Here is a 20,123-nt window from a genome sequence, read left to right as displayed (position 1 = left end):
GTGTGGGCAGCTGGTCCGCCCAAGGGGCGGAACGGGTGGGCACACCGGACCGCAAGCCGCGAGGCCACGTCCCCCACGCACCCAACGCACGCGCCCCCGCGCCCCGTTCACCCGGCCCGAGGGGTTCACGGGGGTGCCCCGTACAAAGGCGCCCACGCGAAAGGGCCGCCCCGCTCCAGAGGAGCGAAACGGCCCTTCGCGCGTTCAACGCGCCGCGTCAGCCGCGACCCGCCGCCAACTCCCGCCGCTGAACGGCCGCCTGCCGCGTGGCGTACAGCGTCACACCCGCCGCGAGGATCATCGACAGCAGCGTCAGGGCGACCGTCGCCGCCCAGCCGCCGCCCGCGAAGGCCACCGCACCGAGCGCGCCGCCGACCGAACTGCCCACGTAGTACGCCATCTGGTAGAGCGCCTGCGCCTGGGCGCGGCCCTCCTGGGCCGTGCTGCTCACCGAGCCGGAGGCCACCGAGTGCCCCGCGAAGAAGCCCGCGGTGATCAGCACCAGGCCGAGCGCCACCGCGACCAGCGAGTCGGAGAGGCTCAGCAGCAGTCCGGCGACCACCGTGCCGATGCCGAGGTACAGCGTGCCGCGACGCCCCAGCCGGGCGTTGAGCTTGCCCGCCGTGGCCGAGGAGACCGTCCCCACCAGATAGATGATGAAGATCGAACCGACCAGCCCCTGCGAGAGGTTGAAGGGTTCGTCGACCAGCCGGTAGCCGATCACCGTGTAGACCGCGCCGAAGACGCTCATGAAGAGCAGCCCGATCGCGTACAGCCGCAGCAGCAGCGGATTGCGCAGATGCGTTCCCGCCGTACGGAGCAGACCGCGCGCCGAGACCGCCGACGGCTGGAAGTTGCGCGCCTTCGGCACCAGCAGCAGGAAGGCGATCATGCACAGCAGCGAGGTCAGCGCCACCATGCCGAGCCCGGCGCGCCAGCCCCACGCCTCCGTCACCCAGCCGGTGAGGATCCGGCCGCTCATCCCGCCGACACTGTTGCCCGCGACGAACAGGCCCGTGGCGCCCACCAGATAGCGCGACCGCACCTCGTCGGCGAGGAACGCCATCGCGGACGCCGGCACACCGGCGATCGCCGCGCCCTGCAACGTACGCAGCGCGATCAGCGAACCGAGGTTCGGCGCGAACGGGACGATCAGTGCCAGCAGTACGGCGACCGCCATCGAGATGCTGAGCATGCGGCGGCGGCCGAAGCGCTCGGACAGCCCGCTCAGCGGGAGGACGGCGACAGCCAGACCGATGGTCGCGCCGGACACCGTCCAGCTCGCCTGGTCCGGAGTGGCCCCCAGATCCCGGGAGATGTCGGGGAGGAGCGCCTGCGTGGAGTAGAGCAGTGCGAAGGTCGCCAGTCCTGCCGCGAACAGGGCGAGTCGCATCCGCCCGTGCCCGGGGTCGCCGGGGCTGAGTTTGTGCTCGTCGGTGGCGGCGGGGGCGGACACATTCTGAACAGAGGCGGCGTCCACGGTGGTGGACGCCTTGGTATCAGCAGCAGGCATGTCATTGAACCTATGAATCCCGGGTTCATGCGTCCAATGCACAGAGCTGCGATAATCGTTCCACTCGTGCATCACCGCAGTTGAGGGCAGGGCATGTCACCGTCACGCAACGAAAAAGACACTTCCGTCACACCGCGCCGCGCGGGCTCCGCGGGTGCGGGTGCGGGGGCGGGTGCGAGCTCGGGCACGCGGGCCGGGGGAGCGGCGCGGCAGGCTTCCGGGCGGACCGCCGCCCAGACCACCGGCGCCCAGGCCACCGCCGCCCGGACCACCGGCGCGGACTGGGCGGCGCAGCTCACCCCGCGTCTCGCCCAGTTCGTCGCCGTGGCCCGGCACGAGCACGTCACGCGCGCCGCGCACGAACTCGGCGTCCCCCAGTCGACGTTGAGCCGCGGCCTCACCCGCCTCGAAGCCGACCTCGGCGTGTCCCTCTTCGCCCGGCACGGCCGTACGGTCTCCCTCACTCCGGCCGGGCGTACGTTCCTCGTCTCGGCGGAACGCGCCCTCGCCGCCGTCGAGCAGGCCGCCGAATCCGTACGCTCCGACGCCGATCCCGCCACCGGCAAGGTCGCCTTCGGCTTTCTGCACACGCTCGGCTGGGAGACGGTGCCGAGCCTGCTGCGGGCCTTCCGCGCCGACCATCCGCGGGTCCGCTTCTCCCTCGTGCAGAACTACGGGGAGGCCATGCTGGACCGGCTGCGCGCCGGAGAGCTCGACCTCTGCCTCACCTCGCCGATCCCGGACGCGCCGGACCTGGTGGCGCGGCGCCTGGACGAACAGCGGCTGCGGCTCGTCGTACCCGACGACCATCCGCTCGCCGCCCGCAAACGGATCCGGCTCGCGGAGGCCGCGGACGAGTCCTTCGTGACGCTGGAGCGGGGCTACGGGATGCGGCGCATCCTCGACGACCTGTGCGCGCGGGCCGGGTTCACCCCGCGGATCGCCTTCGAGGGCGAGGAGGCGGAGACGATCCGCGGGCTCGTCGCGGCGGGGCTGGGTGTCGCGCTGCTGCCGCCGCCGGTCATCGAGCGGCCCGGCGTACGGGAGTTGACGGTCACCGCGCCGCGCGCGGTCCGCGAGATCGGCCTCGCGTGGCGCGCGGGCCACGCGGACACGCCCCCGGTCGCAGCCTTCAAACACTTCCTCCTAACCCGCCGAGGCCAACTCCTCTCGGCCTAGCCCCCCGGGGGGAGGTGTGGGCGGGCGGTCCGCCCACAGGGCGGAACGGGCGGGCACACCGGACCGCACCCGCGCAGGGCACGCACCGCGCACCCAACGCCCGCGCGGCCCCGCGCAGCGAACGTCAAGGCCGCAAGGAGCGCCCGAAGCCCGCGGCGAGCGGCATCCGCAACCCCAGCGGCGGCGGAGCCGCCATCGCGTCGGCCAGTGGCCGCGCGAAGTCGCGGCCGCACAGGACGCCGCCCACGAAGTCCCGCCCCAGCGCCACCACTTCCGCGTGCCGGTGCCGCAGCCCGTGCCCGTCCGTGTGCACCTCGAACCGGCACACGTCCGCGTTCGCCTTCTTCGCCCGCTCCGCGAGCCGGTACGACAGTTCGGGGTCGGTCCGTACGTCGTCCGTGCCGTGCACGAGCAGCACCTGCCGCCCCGCCAGCTGCCGTACGGGCTCGTCCTCCCCGCCCGTGGTGGGGAGTTGCGGCCCCAGGGCCAGGACCCCGGACACCGCGGCGTGCCCCGCGGCACGCAGCGCCGCGCGCGCCCCCACGTCGACGCCGGCGAGGCAGACGGGCACGTCCCCGTACCGCCGGACGACTTCCTCGACCGCCCACTGGGCGTCCTGTACGGGGTCGGCGGCCTCGTCGTTCCACCCGCGGTAGCGGTACCGCACGACGTGCGCGACGAGCACCTCGTCCTCCGCGCCGGCGACGAGCTGCCGCGCCATCTGCAGTGCCCGCGCCGCGGCTACCGGCGAGGGCCGCCGTCCGCTGCGCGGCACGCCGCCGCCGGGCAGCAGCAACACCACGGCGCTGGGCGCCCCCCGGTCCGTGGCGGCACCCGTACGCCGTCCCAGTCTCGCCACCCGGTCTCGGTCTCGGTCACGGCCGGGTTCCGGCAACGCTTGCTGAGCCATGACCAGAACCATGGCAGAAGCGGAGGTGTACGGATCGTTCAGGGGGATCACCATTGGATATCGAAGCACGCGAAGAGCGCCCTCGACGGCGAACAACCCCCGTACGGAGTACGGAAGTTGACGCCCGCCCCGCGCCAACGCCCCGCCACCGCCCCGACACCGCACCGCCGCCGCACACGCCCCGCCCCGCGTCACCACACCGCACCCGTGCCACCCGTCCCCGCACCCGCGCCAACCCACGCAAACCACATGCCGTCTACGCGCGTAGGCGCTACACTCCGAAAATGACGAGCGAGACCATCACCACAGTCCCCACGCCGGAGCACATCCGGCGGGCGCCCAAGGTCCTCCTCCACGATCACCTCGACGGAGGACTCCGCCCCGGCACCGTCGTCGACCTGGCCCGCGAGACCGGCTACGACGCCCTCCCGGAGCCGGATGACGCCGACCGTCTCGGCACCTGGTTCCGGGCGGCCGCGGACTCCGGTTCGCTGGAGCGGTATCTCGAGACGTTCACGCACACCGTCGGTGTGATGCAGACCCGCGACGCGCTGTTCCGCGTGGCCGCCGAGTGCGCCGAGGATCTGGCCGCGGACGGCGTCGTCTACGCCGAGGTGCGGTACGCGCCGGAGCAGCACCTGGAGGGCGGGCTCACGCTGGAGGAGGTCGTGGAGGCCGTCAGCGAGGGCTTCCGCGAGGGCGAGCGCCGCGCCCGGGAGGACGGCAACCGCATCCGGGTCGGTTCGCTGCTCACCGCGATGCGGCACGCGGCCCGCGCGCTGGAGATCGCCGAACTGGCCAACAGGTACCGCGATGTCGGCGTCGTCGGCTTCGACATCGCCGGCGCCGAGGCGGGCTACCCGCCCACCCGGCACCTGGACGCGTTCGAGTATCTGAAGCGGGAGAACAACCACTTCACGATCCACGCGGGCGAGGCCTTCGGGCTGCCGTCGATCTGGCAGGCGCTGCAGTGGTGCGGCGCGGACCGCCTCGGGCACGGCGTCCGCATCATCGACGACATCCAGGTCGGCGAGGACGGCGGCGTGAAGCTGGGCCGCCTCGCCTCGTACGTACGGGACAAGCGGATTCCGCTGGAGCTGTGCCCGAGCTCCAACCTCCAGACGGGCGCGGCCGCTTCGTACGCGGAACACCCCATCGGACTGCTGCGCAGGCTCCACTTCCGGGCGACGGTGAATACCGACAACCGGCTCATGAGCGGTACGACGATGAGTTATGAATTCGAGCGGCTGGTGGAAACATTCCGCTACACGCTGGACGACATGCAGTGGTTCACCGTCAATGCGATGAAGTCTGCGTTCATTCCTTTTGATGAACGTCTCGCCATGATCAATGAGGTCATCAAGCCGGGATACGCGGCGCTGAAGTCCGAGTGGCTGTTTGGTGAAGCGCGCCAACAGTAGGGCTTGACCAGCGGATTCCCGGCCGGAATGGAATGCGGGAGGGCGGTGGGGAAGGGCCGGAAAAGGCCCTTTCCCCTTCGTCCGGAGCGACTCTCGCGGGCCGCACGGTGTTTGCCGGTGATCCAAATACGTGGCTACGTTCGCGGAGCTGCTCAACCCACATCCACGAGGACGTAGTTACTGATGAAGCAGGGAACCAAGAAGAGTCTCGGTGTCGCCGCTCTCGGCGCCGCCTTCGTCGCCGCCGGAGCGGGTGTCGCCTCGGCCGACACCCAGGACGCGATCGGTCCGGTCGCCGACACGGCGTCCGACGCAGTGCAGGACGCGCCCGTCGAGGACCTCGCCCAGAACCTCCCCGCAGGCTCCCCCGAGCTGGCCGGTGAGGCGCAGGACCTGACCGCCGGTGTGGCCGGTGAGCTTCCGGAGACCACCGAAAAGGTCCTCCCGAAGGAGAAGGACAGCAACGCCGCGTCCGAGCAGCTGGCCGGCCAGGGGAAGCAGCTGCTCGGCGGGCTGCCCGTGGCCGGCGACGTGGCGAAGAACCTCCCGGCCAACGAGCTGGGCACCGTCGCGGGCAGCCTTCCGGGGCTGCCGGTCAGCGGCGCCTGAGGACGGCCCCTGCGGGATCCGTACGGCGGCGGTCCGCACCCATGCACGGCGGGTGCGCGGCCGCCGCTTCCGCATGACGCGGCGTCACCAGGCGGTGCGCTTGTCCTCGTTGGGCAGCAGCACCCACAGGGCGATGTAGAGCAGGAACTGCGGCCCGGGCAGCAGGCACGAGAGCACGAACAGCACCCGCACCACATTCGGCGTGGTGCCGAAGCGGCGGGCCAGCCCCGCGCACACGCCGCCGATCATTCGCTGGTCACGCGGACGGACGAGAGCGGACATGAGGGCGTCTCCTTCGGGTCGTGGAACGGCGCCCCGGTGCGGGCCCCTGTGTGTTCCACGGTAGGCAGCACGGCCCGTACGGGCATCGGACTACGGTGCGATCCCGACCCTGGGCGCTCTGCGGGTCGGCCCCGCCGCGGCGTCATCCCTGCGGCCTACCGGCGTCCGCCCGCGGGGGGAGCCGGGGCCGCCGCTGCCGTGCGGGTCCGCGCGCAGCACGCGCCGCCGCAGCAGGCGCCGCAGCGGCGGGTAGAAGAGCAGGCAGGACAGGGCGACTCCGAGGGTGTTGAGCAGCACGGCGTCGATGTTCGCGACCCGTCCCGGCACCCCGGACTGGAGCAGCGAGATCAGCAGCGACACCATCGCGCCCGCGCCGACCGTACGTGCCCAGGTGGCCGGCACCGGCCGGTGCAGCCGTCCCGTCGCCAGCGGCAGCAGCACCCCCAGCGGGGCCAGCAGCGCCAGCCCGCCGCCGATGCCGGCCAGCGCGCCGTACGCGTCGCCCGCCAGGTCGGAGCGGATGGTGGCGAGAGGGCGCAGATTCGCCGGGGCCACCCACGGCACCGACAGCGGTCGCAGCGTCAGCCAGCAGACGAACAGCAGATGCGCGCTCAGCAGGGCGAGACCTGCGGCGCGGATTCGGGGGGCGGTGGCCGGTGTGCCACCGCGGACAAGGCGCTGCACGCGGGGGAGGACGTCACGATCCGCCGCCGCGGTTCCGGCCCTTTCGTCACGTCTGTACGAACCGTGTCCGTACGTGCGCCCGTGCGTCATGCCGCGCCCCGGCCTCTCAGACCCGGGTCCCCGCCGTGGCGGCCGCCTCCGGGCTGTTCCGCAGCGCCGTGCCGCACTCGAAACGCTGCGGCGGATCGTCGGCCGAGGCCGGACCGCCCAGCGTCACCGCGTCGTTGGCGTCGGCCGCCGCCGTGTCCGCGTACGTGCACACGAGCTGGGCGAGCGCGAACGACGGCAGCCGGTCGAGGGGTTCGCTGAGCCGGATCGTCTCCTCGGGGTCGCCGGAGGCGGCTCCGGACACCGTCAGATCGCGGGGCATGTCCGTCTCGAAACCGGCGGACCGTTCGTCGGCCGACGGCTCGTCCTGCAGCTCGTCCAGCAGCGCGCGGGCCACCGCCAGCCGCTCCTCCTCCGAGGAGTCGCCGGGGATGTCCACACGGCGCTGTACGGGGGACACCCGCGAACCGCACACGAGGAACACCCGCATCTCGGGGCGGGCCTGCGCCTCGTCCGCGCCGTCCTCGCTGTTGCCCGGCAGCACACAGCCCACCCGGGACGGCGCGGCGCCCGCATCCACGGGGACGGAGGTGGCGCGGATGCCGCAGCCGGAGAGCAGGGCGCCGAGCGTGGCGGCTGCCGCGATGATCCGTACGGACCGCCAACGGCGCCCCGCCAACCGGCCGTTCATCGGCCGCCCTCCTCGTCCTGGTCCGCGCCGCCGCGGTCGTCGCGGGTGGCGCCCCCTCCGGCCGTGTCCCCGCCCGCGGCGGACGGGTCGCTGCGGTCCTCCTCCTCGTACTCCTCGGGCGACATCCCGCTGGCGTCCCGCGGCAGCCGCAGCGTGAACACCGCGCCCGCCTCGTCGCCGGGGGCGTTCCGCGCGGTGATCAGGCCGCCGTGGATGCGCGCGTTCTCCTGCGCGATGGACAGTCCGAGCCCGCTGCCGTCCGACCGCGGCCGGGACGCGCTGGCCTTGTAGAAGCGGTCGAAGACGTGCGGCAGCACCTGTTCGGGGACGCCGGGGCCGCGGTCCGCGACCTCGATCAGCAGGGTGTCCCCGCCGCCGTTCGAAGAGGGCTCCGTCCGTACGGAGACCCGTACGGGAGAGCCGCCGTGCTTGAGCGCGTTGCCGATCAGGTTGGCCAGGATGACGTCGAGCCGGCGCGGGTCGAGGCGGGCCATGATGCCGCGGTCCGCGTCGAGTTCGACCGCGTCGAGCCAGGCCCGCGCGTCGATGCAGGCCGTCACGTTGTCCGCGACGTCGACGTTGTCGAGGACGAGCTTCGCGGTGCCCGCGTCGAAGCGGGTGACCTCCATCAGGTTCTCCACCAGGTCGTTGAGCCGGCGGGTCTCGCTGACCACCAGCTGAACGGCGGGAGCGATCATCGGATCGAGGTTCTCCTGCTCCTCCTCCAGCACCTCGGTCACCGCCGAGATCGCCGTCATCGGGGTGCGCAGCTCGTGCGACATGTCGGCGACGAAGCGGCGGCTGGACTCCTCGCGGGCGCTGAGCTCCTCGACCCGCCCCTCCAGCCGGGCCGCGGTCTCGTTGAACGTCCGGGACAGCTCGGCCAGTTCGTCCGACCCGGACACCTCCAGGCGGGTGTCCAGCTTCCCCTCGCCGAGCTGCCGTGCCGCGTCGCCCAGCCGCCGTACGGGCCGCAGCACGGTGGAGGCGGCGGCCTGCGCCAGCAGCATCGCGCCGATCAGCGCGAGCCCGGTGGCGATCCCCAGCGACCAGGCCAGCGAGTTGAGGTCGTCCCGTTCGGGGGCGAGGGACTTGAGCATGTAGCCGGAGGGCGTCGACCCCTCGCCGATCAGCTTGGCCCCGCCGACCAGGTACGGGTTGTCGCCGCGCTTCGTGATCCGCTGCCAGTACAGGTGGTACGGGTAGGCGTTGCCGTCGTCCACCGTGCGCTTCCTGCCGACCGCGTCGCGCAGCGTGTCCGGCACGTCCCGGGTCGTGAACAGGTCCGGGTCGGAGCCCGCGGTGCACGGGTCGCCGTCGCTGTCCTTGCCGATCAGCACGACCTGGTAGTTCTGCGTCGTGTTCGCCATCTTCCCGGCGGTCTCGCGCAGTTGCTCGCAGTCGTAACTGCGCGGCAGGCTCCCGACGTTGTCCTCCATGGACTTGCGGAAGTCGTTCAGCGCCGCGTTCTGCGCCCGCGTGAGGACCGCGTCCCGGTTCAGCCAGTACGCGATGCCGGAGGCCGACACCGCGGCCGTCAGCGCCACCAGCGCGAACACCACCACGAGCCGCAGCCGCAGCGAGGGCAGTACCCCGGCGAGCCAGCCGTGCAGGCGCCCGCGCCGGGGCGCGGGGGAGTCCGGGGTCTGCCGCGTCACTGCGGGCTGTCCAGCCGGTACCCGACTCCGCGCACCGTACGGATCAGCGTCGGCGACGACGGCACGTCCTCGACCTTCGCGCGCAGCCGCTGCACACAGGCGTCGACGAGCCGCGAGTCGCCCAGGTAGTCGTGCTCCCACACCAGCCGCAGCAGCTGCTGCCGTGACAGCGCCTGCCCGGGACGTCTGCTCAGCTCCAGCAGCAACCGCAGCTCGGTCGGCGTGAGTTGGAGATCCTCGCCGTCCTTCGTCACGGTCATCGCCGAACGGTCGATGGTGACGCTGCCGAACACCGCGGCATCGTTGGACTCCCGCTCGCCGCGCCGCATCACCGCGCGGATCCGCGCGTCCAGCACACGGCCCTGCACGGGCTTGACGACATAGTCGTCGGCGCCGGACTCCAGGCCCACCACCACGTCGATGTCGTCGCTGCGCGCGGTCAGCAGGATGATCGGCAGCTGATCGGTGCGGCGGATGCGGCGGCACACCTCGAAGCCGTCGATGCCGGGCAGCATCACGTCCAGCACAATCAGGTCGGGGCGCTGTTCGCGCAGCAGTTTCAACCCGTCCTCGCCGGTGGCGGCGGTCACCACGCGGTGGCCCTGACGGGTCAGACCCATCTCCAGGGCCGTACGGACAGCGTCGTCGTCCTCGATCAGCAACAGGAAAGGCACGCGCGCCATTCTGGCCCATGCCGGCAGTGGAGTTCGACGCGGACGGCTGTGACACCCCTGTGACAGTCGGGGGACCTCGTCATGAAACTGGCCCGGCAGTGTGTAGGACATCAAGCAAGCGACCGGGTTGGCTCCAGAAGGGGGCGCGAGAATGAACACGCTGCTCAGCACCAAGACGAACGCAGTCATTCACACGCGTCTGCACGCCCCTTCGGTTCCCGCCACGTCAGGAACGACCACGGGAAGTTCCGTGTCGGTTCCGGCGGCCCGGGTCGCGGAGAAGTCCGGTGCGACGGGCGCGCGGGGTTATGCGCGCAGCGCAGGGCGCCGGCGACCGCAGCATCTCGGTGCTGTGGAGGGCCTTCGGGGGGAGGCCCGGGGGGACGCACCGGCGTATGGGGAGGACACGGGGGAACGGCGCAAGGAGAGCGTGTCGGAGGCCGAGTTCACGGCCTACGTACGCGAGCGCCGCGCCTCCCTGTACGCCACCGCGTACCACCTGACCGGAGACCGGTACGAGGCGGAGGACCTGCTGCAGAGCGCGCTGTTCTCCACCTACCGCGCCTGGGACCGGATCAGTGACAAGGCGGCCGTGGGCGGCTACCTGCGCCGCACCATGACGAACCTGCACATCAGCGCCTGGCGCCGGCGGAAGCTCAACGAGTACCCGACGGAGGAGCTGCCGGAGACGGCACACGACCAGGACGCGATGCGCGGCACCGAACTGCGCGCCGTGCTCTGGCAGGCGCTGTCGGGGCTGCCCGAACTGCAGCGCACCATGCTGGTGCTGCGCTACTACGAGGGCCGTACCGACCCGGAGATCGCCGACATCCTGAACATCAGCGTCGGCACGGTGAAGAGCAGCATCTGGCGGTCGCTGCGGCGGCTGCGCGAGGACGAGGTGCTCAGCTTCGGCAAGGACGTGGAGGAGTCCTTCGGCGAGCTGGTCGCCTGAGCGACCCACGGGGGGTCACGGGCCGGGGGAGCCCAGGGGGGGACACGGGGGAAACCAGGAGGGGGACACGGGGGAACAAAGCGAGTCCGGCCGGCCGGGGGGTCTGGCCGGATTCGCTGTGCGCGGGGGGAGCCCCGACAGGGGAGCAGATCAGGGGCGCGGGGAACTGCGCGAAAAAGCCGACCCCGCACGGGGCCGCAGCCGCCAGACTTCCGTACGGGGGAGGCGGATAAGGGGCGCGGGGAACTGCGCAGAACCGGCACGAAGCGGGACCGCACCCGCCCATCTCCCGCACGAGGTACGCGAAGCAGGCGAATGCGGCCCCTCACGCGAAGCGCTTACGCTCCGATGGGGTGCCAAACCGTCTTCGTCTCAAGGAAAGCCAGCAGCCGCCCCGTACCGGGCTCGGCAGCGAAGTCCTCCGCACGCGGCCGACGGACCCGCTTGAGGTTGTCCGCCGCCGCGACCTCCAGCTCGCGCGCCAACTCCGCGTCCGCCCCCGCGAGATCGATCGCGTTCACGTCCTGGTGCGCGGCCAGGGGCGCCGCGATCTCCTTCGTGCCGCCGGTCAGGATGTTGACGACGCCGCCCGGCAGGTCGGAGGTGGCCAGCACCTCGGCGAGGGACAGCGCAGGCAGCGGCCGGTCCTCCGAGGCGACGAGCACCGCGGTGTTCCCCGTGACGATCACCGGGGCGAGGACGGACACCAGGCCGAGCAGCGAGGACTCCTGCGGGGCGAGAACGGCGACCACGCCGGTCGGCTCCGGCGTCGAGAGGTTGAAGTACGGCCCGGCCACCGGATTCGCGGAACCGGCGATCTGCGCGACCTTGTCGGCCCAGCCCGCGTACCAGACCCAGCGGTCGATCGCCGCGTCCACCTGGGCGGCCGCCTTCGGCTTCGACAGGCCCTCCGCCGCGGCCACTTCGGCGGTGAACTGCTCGCGCCGCCCCTCCAGCATCTCCGCGACCCGGTACAGGATCTGGCCGCGGTTGTACGCCGTGGCGCCGGACCAGCCGGTGACCGCCTTGCGGGCCGCGGACACCGCGTCCCGCGCGTCCTTGCGGGACGAACGCGGCGCGTTGGCCAGCCAGTTGCCCTTCGAGTCGGTCACCTCGTACACCCGCCCGCTCTCGCTGCGCGGGAACTTCCCGCCGACGTACAGCTTGTAGGTCTTCAGAACGCTGAGCCGCTCAACTGTGCTCATTTCACACTCGCTTCGCTCGACGGGGTGAGGTACCCCTCCAGACCGTGCCGGCCGCCCTCGCGGCCGAAGCCCGACTCCTTGTAGCCGCCGAACGGCGAGGACGGGTCGAACTTGTTGAACGTGTTGGACCAGACGACGCCCGCGCGCAGTTCGCTCGCCATCTTCAGCATCCGCGAGGACTTCTCCGTCCAGACGCCCGCCGACAGCCCGTACGGGGTGTTGTTGGCCTTCGCGACCGCCTCGTCCGGCGTGCGGAACGTCAGCACCGACAGCACCGGGCCGAAGATCTCCTCGCGGGCGATCCGGTGCGCCTGGGTGACGCCGGTGAAGACGGTGGGCGCGAACCAGTAGCCCTGGGAGGGCAGTTCGCACGGTGCCGACCAGCGCTCGGCGCCCTCCGCCTCGCCCGCGTCGGCGAGCTCGGTGATCCGGGCCAGCTGCTCGGCGGAGTTGATCGCGCCGACGTCGGTGTTCTTGTCCATCGGGTCGCCGACCCGCAGCGTGCCCAGCCGCCGCTTCAGCGCGTCCAGCACCTCGCCCTCGACGGACTCCTGGACGAGCAGGCGCGAGCCCGCGCAGCAGACCTGGCCCTGGTTGAAGTAGATGCCGTTGACGATGCCCTCGACGGCCTGGTCGAGCGGGGCGTCGTCGAAGACGATGTTCGCGCCCTTGCCGCCCAGTTCGAGGGTGAGCTTCTTCCGCGTACCGGCGACCGTACGGGCGATCTCCTTGCCCACCGCCGTCGAACCGGTGAAGGCCACCTTGTCGACGCCCGGGTGCCCGGCCAGCGCGGCGCCCGTCGAGCCGTCGCCCGTCACGATGTTGACGACGCCGCGCGGCAGTCCGGCCTGCCGGCAGATGTCCGCGAAGAACAGCGCGGAGAGCGGGGTCGTCTCGGCGGGCTTGAGGACCACGGTGTTGCCGCAGGCCAGCGCCGGGGCGATCTTCCAGGCGAGCATCAGCAGCGGGAAGTTCCACGGAATGATCTGCCCGGCGACGCCGACCGGCTTCGGGTCGGCCCCGTAGCCCGCGTACGACAGCTTGTCGGCCCAGCCCGCGAAGTAGAAGAAGTTCGCGGCGACCTGGGGCAGGTCCGCGTCCCGGGTCTCCTTGATCGGCTTGCCGTTGTCCAGCGTCTCCAGCACGGCCAGTTCACGGGACCGCTCCTGGATGATCCGGGCGATCCGGAACAGGTACTTGGCGCGCTCCGCACCCGGCAGCGCCGACCACGACGCGAACGCCGTACGGGCCGCGCGGACGGCCGCGTCCACGTCCTCGGCCTCGCCCTGCGCGACCTCGGAGAGCACCTCCTCGGTCGCGGGCGACACGGTCTTGAAGACCTGGCCGCCCGCCGCCTCGCGGAACTCGCCGTCGATGAACAGCCCGTACGCGGGCGCGATGTCCACGACCGCGCGCGACTCCGGCGCGGGCGCGTACTCGAAGGGGGAAGGAGACATGTCAGTCCACCGTCACATAGTCGGGACCGGAGTAGCGGCCTGTACGCAGCTTCTGACGCTGCATCAGCAGATCGTTGAGCAGGCTGGACGCGCCGAAGCGGAACCACTCCGGGCTCAGCCAGTCCTGGCCCGCCGTCTCGTTCACCATCACCAGATACTTCAGCGCGTCCTTGGACGTACGGATGCCGCCCGCCGGCTTCACGCCCACCTGCGTACCCGTCGCGGCGCGGAAGTCCCGCACCGCCTCCAGCATCAGCAGCGTGTTCGGCGGCGTCGCGTTGACCGCGACCTTGCCCGTCGAGGTCTTGATGAAGTCCGCGCCGGCGAGCATCGCCAGCCAGGACACCCGGCGGATGTTGTCGTACGTGGACAGCTCGCCGTTCTCGAAGATGACCTTCAAGTGGGCGTCCCCGCAGGCCTCCTTGACCGTCCGGATCTCCTCGAAGACCTGGAGGTAGCGGCCGGAGAGGAAGGCGCCGCGGTCGATCACCATGTCGATCTCGTCGGCGCCCGCGTCCACGGCCTGCTTCGTGTCGGCCAGCTTCACCGGCAGCGCGGCGCGCCCCGCGGGGAAGGCGGTGGCGACGGACGCGACATGGACGTCCGTACCGGCGAGCGCCTCCTTGGCGATGGCCGCCATGTCCGGGTAGACGCAGATCGCGGCGACCCGCGGGGTGCCGCGGTCCGTCGGGTCGGGGTTGATCCCCTTGCCGCACAGCGCCCGCACCTTGCCGGGGGTGTCGGACCCTTCGAGGGTGGTCAGGTCGATCATCGAGATGGCCAGGTCGATCGCGTACGCCTTGGCCGTCGTCTTGATCGAACGGGTACCGAGCGCGGCGGCACGGGCTTCGAGGCCGACCGCGTCGACCCCGGGCAGGCCGTGCAGATAACGGCGCAGCGCGGCGTCGGACGCGGTCACGTCCGCCAGTGCGGGCTGGTCTGTGGGCGTGGGTGGCATGGTCACAAGGCGAGCATATCTACACGCGTAGCATCGCGAACAGTCCATGGCCCGTCCGTATTCGATGCGGGAACGCAATGTCCGCTGTCGGACCCTTCCGGCACAATCGGCTCCATGACGAGCGAGTCCCAGCCCGAATCCGCGTCCGGCCCGGTGCCCGGCCCCGAGCCCGCGACGACGTCCGGGCCGTCCGGACCCGCGAAGACGTCCGGTTCCGGGAAGGCGGCGGGCTCCGCGGGCGGGGCCAACGCGCCCGCGTATGCCGACCGTTGCTACCGTTCGCCGGCCGGCATGGCCGGCGGCATCGTGCTGCTCGCCCTCGGCGCCTGGCTCGGCGCGGACGCCGTGCTGCGCGGCTCGGGGCGCACCCCGTGGGTGGCCCTCGCCGGGCTGGTGCTGATGTTCCCGCTGGTGATCGCCTTCACGCTGCGCCCCGCGGTGTATGCGGGGGAGACCAGGATGCGCGTCCGGAATCCCTTCCGGACCGTCACCGTCCCCTGGGGCGAGGTCGAGTCGCTGCAGGCGGGATACTCCAGCGAGCTCGTCGCCGCCGGCTCCAAGTATCAGCTCTGGGCCGTGCCGGTGTCCCTGCGCGCGCGGAACAGGGCGACGCGGCACAACGACCGCGTGGCGTCGGGCCGTCCGCCCGCCGGCGGCGGCTTCCTGGGCTTCGGCGGCGCCCCGGCGGTCGGCGAGCCGGACATGTCCGAACGGCGCGCGCACGCCGACGTGGTGATGGCCGAGCTCCGCGAACTGCACGCTCGGCACGGCGAGTCGGCACCGGCCTCCGGCCCCGTCCGGGTCCGCTGGGCCTGGGAGATCCTCGTCCCCCTGGCGGCCGGCGTCCTCGCTCTGGCAGCCCTCTGGGCGACTGGGTGAGACGAGCGCGTCACGTCAACTTTCTGCGTCGCCGACACCTCGTTGCAGTGAATCAATAAGGATTCCCTTTTGGGTGGGGCGGCTCTAGGCTGTGCTACAGGGCATGGCATGGGAGATCCACCTCCATTCCGAGGTGCAGAAGTGGTTGCTCCAGCTGGTTCAGGAGGACCTGAGAAGTGCGGCACAGGTGAAGGATGCGGTGAGCTTGCTCGCTGAACGTGGACCGGTGCTCGGCCGCCCGTTCGTCGACCGGATCCAGGGGAGCCGGATCCACAACCTGAAAGAGCTCCGGCCTGGGAGCAGCGCTGGCACGGAGCTTCGGATCCTCTTCGTCTTCGATGCGGAGCGCCGGGCGGTCCTCTTGGTGGCCGGGGACAAGTGCGGGCGCTGGCACCGGTGGTACGCAGAGGCGGTTCCGCTCGCCGAAGAGCGCTACGAGGCATATCGCGCCCAGAAGTGCGAGGAGGAGAAATGACCGAGTGGGCCGGTTGGGAAGAGGTCAAGCGGAAGATGCGGGAGGCCCGGCAGGACGTCTCCGACAGCGAATGGGCGGAGCACGAACGCGAAGCGCGTGTCGCCAGTGAAGCCTTCGCGCTCGGGCACCACCTGCGCGAGTTGAGGGAGAGGCTGGAGCTCTCGCAGACGCAGGTGGCGGCCTCGCTGGGCATCTCCCAGGCCAGGGTTTCGCAGATCGAGCGGGGCGAGGTGCACAACTTGGAGACGATGCAGACCTATGCCACCGGGCTCGGTGCCAAGCTCACCCTCACCCTCGAATACGAAGGACGGGTGATCGGGGCGGCCTGAGGCGGCGGTCGTCCGGGACCGCCGTCGTCCAGGCGGTCCTCGTCCCGGAAGAACGCCTCGGCCTCCGCGCGCATCCGGGCGGAGTCGGGCCCTGGCGCGTTGAGCCACTTCCGCCGCAGTTCATCGACCGGGGCGAAGCGTCGCCGCGGATCCACGGGTCGCACCTCGGCGATCGCCCTGCCGCTCCGGGTGACTTGGTAGGAGGCGCCGGCCGCGACGTCGTCCAGCACGGCCTCGGGACGGGCGGCGAACTCGTGTGCCGTGATGGTCTTCACGCGCTGAGCGTACGGGGCAACGGCGCGGGCATGCACCGCGTGCGCCGGGACCGGTGGTCGTGCGGTCCCGGCGCATCGGGTCAGACCCCCGCCGCCGTGGCGAGGTCGCGCTTGAGGGCGTCGAGGACCGTGGCCGCCGCAGAGCGCGCGGCCGGAAGCGAGTCCGGTCCGGAGACCGGGGCGACGACCTCCAGGTAGCACTTGAGCTTCGGCTCCGTGCCGCTCGGCCGGGCGACGATCCGGGCCGAGGCGACTCCGGCGTCCGTGCCCGAGCCGTCCAGGTGGTACCGGAGCCCGTCCGTCGGCGGCAGCCCCGAGGCCCCGTCGGCGAGGTCCTCCACGGACGTCACGGTGAGCCCCGCCAGCTCCTTCGGCGCCTTCGCCCGCAGCCGCTCCATGGCGGCGCCGATCAGCGACAGGTCCTCGACGCGTACGGACAGCTGGTCCGTGGCGTGCAGCCCGTACTCGACGGCGAGATCGTCGAGCATCTCCGGCAGCGTACGGTCGGCGGCCTTGAGTTCCGCCGCCAGTTCTGCGACGAGCAGCGCCGCCGTGACGCCGTCCTTGTCGAGCACCCCGCCGGGGTCGACGCAGTAGCCCAGCGCCTCCTCGTACGCGTAGGCCAGACCGTCCACCCTGGCCAGCCACTTGAAGCCGGTCAGGGTCTCCTCGTGGGCGAGGCCCGCGGCCCGCGCGATCCGGCCCAGCAGCGACGACGAGACGATCGTCGTCGCGAACGTGCCGCGCGCCCGCTTGTGCACCAGGTGCGTCGCGAGCAGCGCGCCGACCTCGTCGCCGCGCAGCATCCGCCAGCCGTCCTCGGCGCCCTCGTCGGGCACGGCGACCGCGCACCGGTCCGCGTCCGGGTCGTTCGCGATGACCAGGTCGGGGTGGACCTCCCGGGCCTTCGCGAAGGCGAGGTCCATCGCCCCCGGCTCCTCCGGGTTGGGGAAGGCGACGGTGGGGAAGTCCGGGTCGGGCTCGGCCTGTTCGGGCACCGCGACGGGGGCGGGGAAGCCGGCCCGTACGAACGCGTCGTGCACCGTCCGCGCACCGACGCCGTGCAGCGCCGTGTGCACCACGCGCAGGTCGCGCGGCGCGCCCTCGGTCAACACCGCGGCGCTGCGGGCGAGATACGCGTCGACGATGTCCTCGCCGAGCACGTCCCAGCCGGACTCCGGCCGCGGCACCCCGTCCAGCGGGCCGACCGCGTCGATCTGCGCGGCGATGTCGGCGTCGGCGGGCGGCACGATCTGGGTGCCGTCGCCGAGGTAGACCTTGTAGCCGTTGTCCCGCGGCGGGTTGTGGCTCGCGGTCACCATGACGCCGGCCACGGCGCCCAAGTGCCGGATGGCGAAGGCCAGTACGGGAGTGGGCAGCGGCCGCGGCAGCAGCGCGGCCCGGAAGCCGGCACCCACCATCACCGCGGCGGTGTCCCGGGCGAACTCGGCGCTCTTGTACCGGCCGTCGTAGCCGATCACGACGAGCCCGCCGCCCTGCGCCTGGCCGCGCAGATACGCGGCGAGGCCGGCGGCGGCGCGGATCACCACGGCGCGGTTCATCCGCATCGGTCCCGCGCCCAGTTCACCGCGGAGCCCGGCCGTGCCGAACTGGAGCATCCCGGCGAACCGGGCCCGCAGTTCGGCGTCGTCCCCCGCGGACCCGGCCTCGACGAGCTTGGCCAGCTCCTCGCGGGTGTCCGGGTCGGGGTCCTCGGCCAGCCAGGCCCGCGCCCGGGCGGTCACCGGTTCGTCAGCGTGCTCGTGCACGGTTCGTCCTGCCTCTCTGCCGCGGCCACGTACGGTCCTGCGGCCCGTACGGTTCTCGTACAGCCTCGTCCGGCGGGTGCCGGGGCGCCCGTCAGATCCGGCCGAGTACCTGCGCGAGCAGGGAGCCCATCCGGGTCGCGGAGTCCTTGCCCGCCTGGAGGACCTCCTCGTGGTTGAGGGGCTCGCCGGTCATGCCCGCCGCCAGGTTGGTGACGAGGGACAGGCCGAGCACCTCGGCGCCCGCCTCGCGGGCTGCGATGGCCTCCAGCGTGGTGGACATGCCCACCAGGTCCCCGCCGATGGCGCGGACCATGCCGATCTCGGCCGGGGTCTCGTAGTGCGGGCCGGGCAGCTGCACGTAGACGCCCTCCTCCAGGGAGGGGTCGACCTCCTGGCAGAGCGTGCGCAGCCGCGGCGAGTAGAGGTCGGTCAGGTCGACGAAGTTGGCGCCGACGATGGGCGAGGTGGCGGTCAGATTGATGTGGTCGCTGATCAGCACGGGCTGGCCGGGGTGCATGCCCTCGCGGAGCCCGCCGCAGCCGTTGGTGAGGACCACGGTCTTGCAGCCGGCGGCGACGGCCGTCCGCACGCCGTGCGCGACGGAGGCGACGCCGCGGCCCTCGTAGTAGTGGGTGCGGCCGAGGAAGACGAGGGCGTGCTTGTCGCCGACCTTGTACGAGCGGATGCGGCCCGCGTGGCCCGCGACGGCGGGCGGCGGGAAGCCGGGCAGTTCGGTGACCGGGAAGTCGTGTTCGGGGGTGCCCAGCGCGTCGGCTGCGGGCACCCAGCCGGAGCCCATGACCAGGGCGACGTCGTGGCTGTCCGTACCGGTCAGCTCGCGCAGTCGCGCTGCGGCGGCATCGGCGGAACGGTGCGGGTCTTCGGCGGTATGCGCAGTGGCGGAAGCGTTCACGGGTCGAGGGTAGCCGCTGAGTGCCTACGCGCGTAGAAGGGGAGCGGGGTCAGTTGCCGCAACGGCCGGAGTCCGGTGGAACGTACGAGCGGGTGCCGGAGTTGTCCGGCACCCGCTCGTACGTTCTGCTCGCCGCGACGGCATCGCCGCCTGTCAGACGGCCTCTTCGGTGATGAAGACGTCCTTGTCGTTGAAGACCTCGACGATGAAGATCAGCAGCCGGCCCATGGTCACGGTGTATTCGACGAGGATGCTCTGGGTGAGCCGGATCGTCCGGTCGTCCCCGGTCGCGCTTATCGGGCGGGACAGCTTCGGGAACGGATCACGGGCGAGCAGGGAGACGCCCTTGTCGAAGGAGGCGCGCTGCTGGTCGTCCAGCCGGTCGCGGGCGAACGCGGCCTGCTCGGTGAAGTAGACCTGGTACGTGGGCATCGTGCTCTCCCCTCAGGGCCTCGCGGCCCCGTCGCGCCGCCCCAGTCTAGGGCGGACGCAGCGTATGCGGGCACCCGCGGGCAAGGTCCCTCCTGACGTGCGACGGCGCACGCACAGGGGCGCTCGCGCGGGCGCCCCGGGCGCCCCGGAAGGGGCGCGGGGAACTGCGCCGGAAGGGGCGCGGGGAACTGCGCGAACCCCAGCGCGAACCGCAGCCGTCCCACTTCCCGCACGGGCACACGAAGCGGCGCACCCGCACGCCACGGCGCGCCCTAACACGGGCGCTTTCGCAGCTCCATGACGTAGTCGTGCGGGGCGCCCGCGGACTCCGCCGCGTCCGCGATGTCGCCGAGGTAGCGGGCCGAGGGGAGGCCGCCCTCCCAGCCGTTGAGGACGTAGGCCCAGGCGGCCTCGTCGCCGTCGAGGGTGTGCACGCGGATCCGGGTGCGGCGGTAGATGCTCATGCCCACGCCCTCCCAGCGGTCCATGGACTCCTCGTCCAGCGTCGCGATGTCGTACAGCGCCACGAAGATCTCCGACGACTCGGCGCCGGGGTCCTCGACGATGGTGGCCAGCGCCCCTTCCCAGCCGAGCTGTTCACCGCCGAAGGTGAGCCGCCAGCCGGTGATCCAGCCCGTGCCGCGGAGCGGCGAGTGGGGGGCCCGGCGCGACATGAGGCGGGGATCGAGGTTGGCCGCGTAGGCGGCGTAGAGGGACATGGGTCCGAGCGTACGGGAGGGACGATGCGGTCTCAGGCGGGCAGATGGCCCAACCGGAGGGGGCGGGCGTTCCCCGGCTGGTCGCGTA

General features: G+C 72.1%; 21 protein-coding genes. 7 read left to right on the top strand and 14 right to left on the bottom strand.

The genetic code is table 11. The annotated features are described in order from the left end of the window. Window positions 1-217 precede the first annotated feature (217 nt). Window positions 218-1,513 carry an MFS transporter gene (locus AC3AGO_RS14335; RefSeq protein ID WP_487820582.1) on the bottom strand — a complete coding sequence of 432 codons (1,296 nt, stop codon included), beginning with the start codon at window positions 1,511-1,513 and terminating at the stop codon, window positions 218-220. A gap of 93 nt (window positions 1,514-1,606) precedes the next feature. Here AC3AGO_RS14335 and AC3AGO_RS14330 point away from each other — a divergent pair, with 93 nt between their 5' ends. Further along, window positions 1,607-2,692 carry a LysR family transcriptional regulator gene (locus AC3AGO_RS14330; RefSeq protein ID WP_487820581.1) on the top strand — a complete coding sequence of 362 codons (1,086 nt, stop codon included), beginning with the start codon at window positions 1,607-1,609 and terminating at the stop codon, window positions 2,690-2,692. Window positions 2,693-2,816: 124 nt separating this feature from the next. On the opposite strand, the gene AC3AGO_RS14325 is transcribed toward AC3AGO_RS14330, so the two are convergent. Further along, window positions 2,817-3,602, bottom strand: a complete 786-nt coding sequence (locus tag AC3AGO_RS14325) for an alpha/beta hydrolase (RefSeq protein WP_487820580.1) — start codon at window positions 3,600-3,602, stop codon at window positions 2,817-2,819. Between the two features lie 284 nt (window positions 3,603-3,886). Between AC3AGO_RS14325 and AC3AGO_RS14320 the strand changes: the two genes are divergently transcribed. Continuing rightward, on the top strand, window positions 3,887-5,023 hold the full coding sequence (locus AC3AGO_RS14320; protein ID WP_487820579.1) for an adenosine deaminase: 1,137 nt from the start codon (window positions 3,887-3,889) through the stop codon (window positions 5,021-5,023). Between the two features lie 183 nt (window positions 5,024-5,206). Continuing rightward, window positions 5,207-5,632 (top strand): ATP-binding protein, encoded by a 426-nt coding sequence (locus AC3AGO_RS14315; protein WP_487820578.1) that lies wholly within the window; start codon window positions 5,207-5,209, stop codon window positions 5,630-5,632. An 84-nt stretch (window positions 5,633-5,716) separates the two neighbouring features. Here AC3AGO_RS14315 and AC3AGO_RS14310 read toward each other — a convergent pair whose 3' ends face one another. The 5 genes from AC3AGO_RS14310 to AC3AGO_RS14290 form a co-directional block, all read right to left on the bottom strand. Next, a complete protein-coding gene (locus AC3AGO_RS14310; protein ID WP_487820577.1) occupies window positions 5,717-5,914 on the bottom strand; it encodes a PspC domain-containing protein in 198 nt (65 codons plus the stop codon). A 90-nt stretch (window positions 5,915-6,004) separates the two neighbouring features. Continuing rightward, window positions 6,005-6,598, bottom strand: a complete 594-nt coding sequence (locus AC3AGO_RS14305; RefSeq protein WP_487820576.1) for a VanZ family protein — start codon at window positions 6,596-6,598, stop codon at window positions 6,005-6,007. A 106-nt stretch (window positions 6,599-6,704) separates the two neighbouring features. Next, entirely contained in the window at window positions 6,705-7,337 is a 633-nt protein-coding gene (locus tag AC3AGO_RS14300; protein ID WP_487820575.1) for a hypothetical protein, read from the bottom strand. Further along, the gene (locus AC3AGO_RS14295; protein ID WP_487820574.1) at window positions 7,334-8,995 is read right to left on the bottom strand and encodes an ATP-binding protein; all 1,662 of its coding nucleotides are present in this window, start codon (window positions 8,993-8,995) and stop codon (window positions 7,334-7,336) included. Before AC3AGO_RS14295 ends, AC3AGO_RS14300 begins: the two co-directional genes overlap by 4 nt. Next, entirely contained in the window at window positions 8,992-9,669 is a 678-nt protein-coding gene (locus tag AC3AGO_RS14290; protein ID WP_487820573.1) for a response regulator, read from the bottom strand. Before AC3AGO_RS14290 ends, AC3AGO_RS14295 begins: the two co-directional genes overlap by 4 nt. A gap of 151 nt (window positions 9,670-9,820) precedes the next feature. On the opposite strand from AC3AGO_RS14290, the gene AC3AGO_RS14285 reads away from it, so the two are divergent. Further along, on the top strand, window positions 9,821-10,624 hold the full coding sequence (locus tag AC3AGO_RS14285) for a SigE family RNA polymerase sigma factor (RefSeq protein WP_487820572.1): 804 nt from the start codon (window positions 9,821-9,823) through the stop codon (window positions 10,622-10,624). A 338-nt stretch (window positions 10,625-10,962) separates the two neighbouring features. Here AC3AGO_RS14285 and AC3AGO_RS14280 read toward each other — a convergent pair whose 3' ends face one another. Genes AC3AGO_RS14280 through deoC form a run of 3 tightly spaced genes read right to left on the bottom strand, consistent with a single transcriptional unit; the run spans window position 10,963 to window position 14,244 of the window. Continuing rightward, window positions 10,963-11,829 carry an aldehyde dehydrogenase family protein gene (locus AC3AGO_RS14280; RefSeq protein WP_487820571.1) on the bottom strand — a complete coding sequence of 289 codons (867 nt, stop codon included), beginning with the start codon at window positions 11,827-11,829 and terminating at the stop codon, window positions 10,963-10,965. Further along, window positions 11,826-13,286: an aldehyde dehydrogenase family protein gene (locus AC3AGO_RS14275; RefSeq protein WP_487820570.1), complete on the bottom strand. Its 1,461-nt coding sequence runs from the start codon at window positions 13,284-13,286 to the stop codon at window positions 11,826-11,828. Before AC3AGO_RS14275 ends, AC3AGO_RS14280 begins: the two co-directional genes overlap by 4 nt. A gap of 1 nt (window position 13,287) precedes the next feature. After that, on the bottom strand, window positions 13,288-14,244 hold the full coding sequence (deoC, locus tag AC3AGO_RS14270) for a deoxyribose-phosphate aldolase (RefSeq protein WP_487824656.1): 957 nt from the start codon (window positions 14,242-14,244) through the stop codon (window positions 13,288-13,290). Window positions 14,245-14,358: 114 nt separating this feature from the next. Here deoC and AC3AGO_RS14265 point away from each other — a divergent pair, with 114 nt between their 5' ends. The 3 genes from AC3AGO_RS14265 to AC3AGO_RS14255 all read left to right on the top strand — a co-directional run bounded on the left by AC3AGO_RS14265 (window position 14,359) and on the right by AC3AGO_RS14255 (window position 15,927). Further along, the gene (locus AC3AGO_RS14265; protein ID WP_487820569.1) at window positions 14,359-15,123 is read left to right on the top strand and encodes a PH domain-containing protein; all 765 of its coding nucleotides are present in this window, start codon (window positions 14,359-14,361) and stop codon (window positions 15,121-15,123) included. Between the two features lie 103 nt (window positions 15,124-15,226). Then, complete coding sequence (locus tag AC3AGO_RS14260; RefSeq protein ID WP_487820568.1) at window positions 15,227-15,598, top strand: type II toxin-antitoxin system RelE/ParE family toxin; 372 nt, start codon at window positions 15,227-15,229, stop codon at window positions 15,596-15,598. Then, entirely contained in the window at window positions 15,595-15,927 is a 333-nt protein-coding gene (locus AC3AGO_RS14255) for a helix-turn-helix domain-containing protein (RefSeq protein ID WP_487820567.1), read from the top strand. The genes AC3AGO_RS14260 and AC3AGO_RS14255 overlap by 4 nt, the downstream gene beginning before the upstream one ends. Before the next feature lie 355 nt (window positions 15,928-16,282). Here the strand turns inward: AC3AGO_RS14255 and AC3AGO_RS14250 are convergent, their stop codons facing one another. From AC3AGO_RS14250 to AC3AGO_RS14235, 4 genes are all read right to left on the bottom strand, one after another. Beyond that, entirely contained in the window at window positions 16,283-17,971 is a 1,689-nt protein-coding gene (locus AC3AGO_RS14250; protein ID WP_487820566.1) for a phospho-sugar mutase, read from the bottom strand. Between the two features lie 91 nt (window positions 17,972-18,062). Further along, window positions 18,063-18,884 carry a purine-nucleoside phosphorylase gene (locus AC3AGO_RS14245; protein ID WP_487820565.1) on the bottom strand — a complete coding sequence of 274 codons (822 nt, stop codon included), beginning with the start codon at window positions 18,882-18,884 and terminating at the stop codon, window positions 18,063-18,065. 153 nt (window positions 18,885-19,037) lie between these two features. Continuing rightward, on the bottom strand, window positions 19,038-19,316 hold the full coding sequence (locus AC3AGO_RS14240; protein ID WP_487820564.1) for a hypothetical protein: 279 nt from the start codon (window positions 19,314-19,316) through the stop codon (window positions 19,038-19,040). Window positions 19,317-19,588: 272 nt separating this feature from the next. Then, window positions 19,589-20,035, bottom strand: a complete 447-nt coding sequence (locus AC3AGO_RS14235; protein ID WP_487820563.1) for a gamma-glutamylcyclotransferase family protein — start codon at window positions 20,033-20,035, stop codon at window positions 19,589-19,591. Between the last annotated feature and the right edge of the window lie 88 nt (window positions 20,036-20,123).

This window comes from Streptomyces sp. BL1, assembly GCF_057628045.1.
The sequence above is the reverse complement of the archived record's forward strand: the minus strand, read 5'-3'. Positions and strand labels throughout refer to the sequence as shown.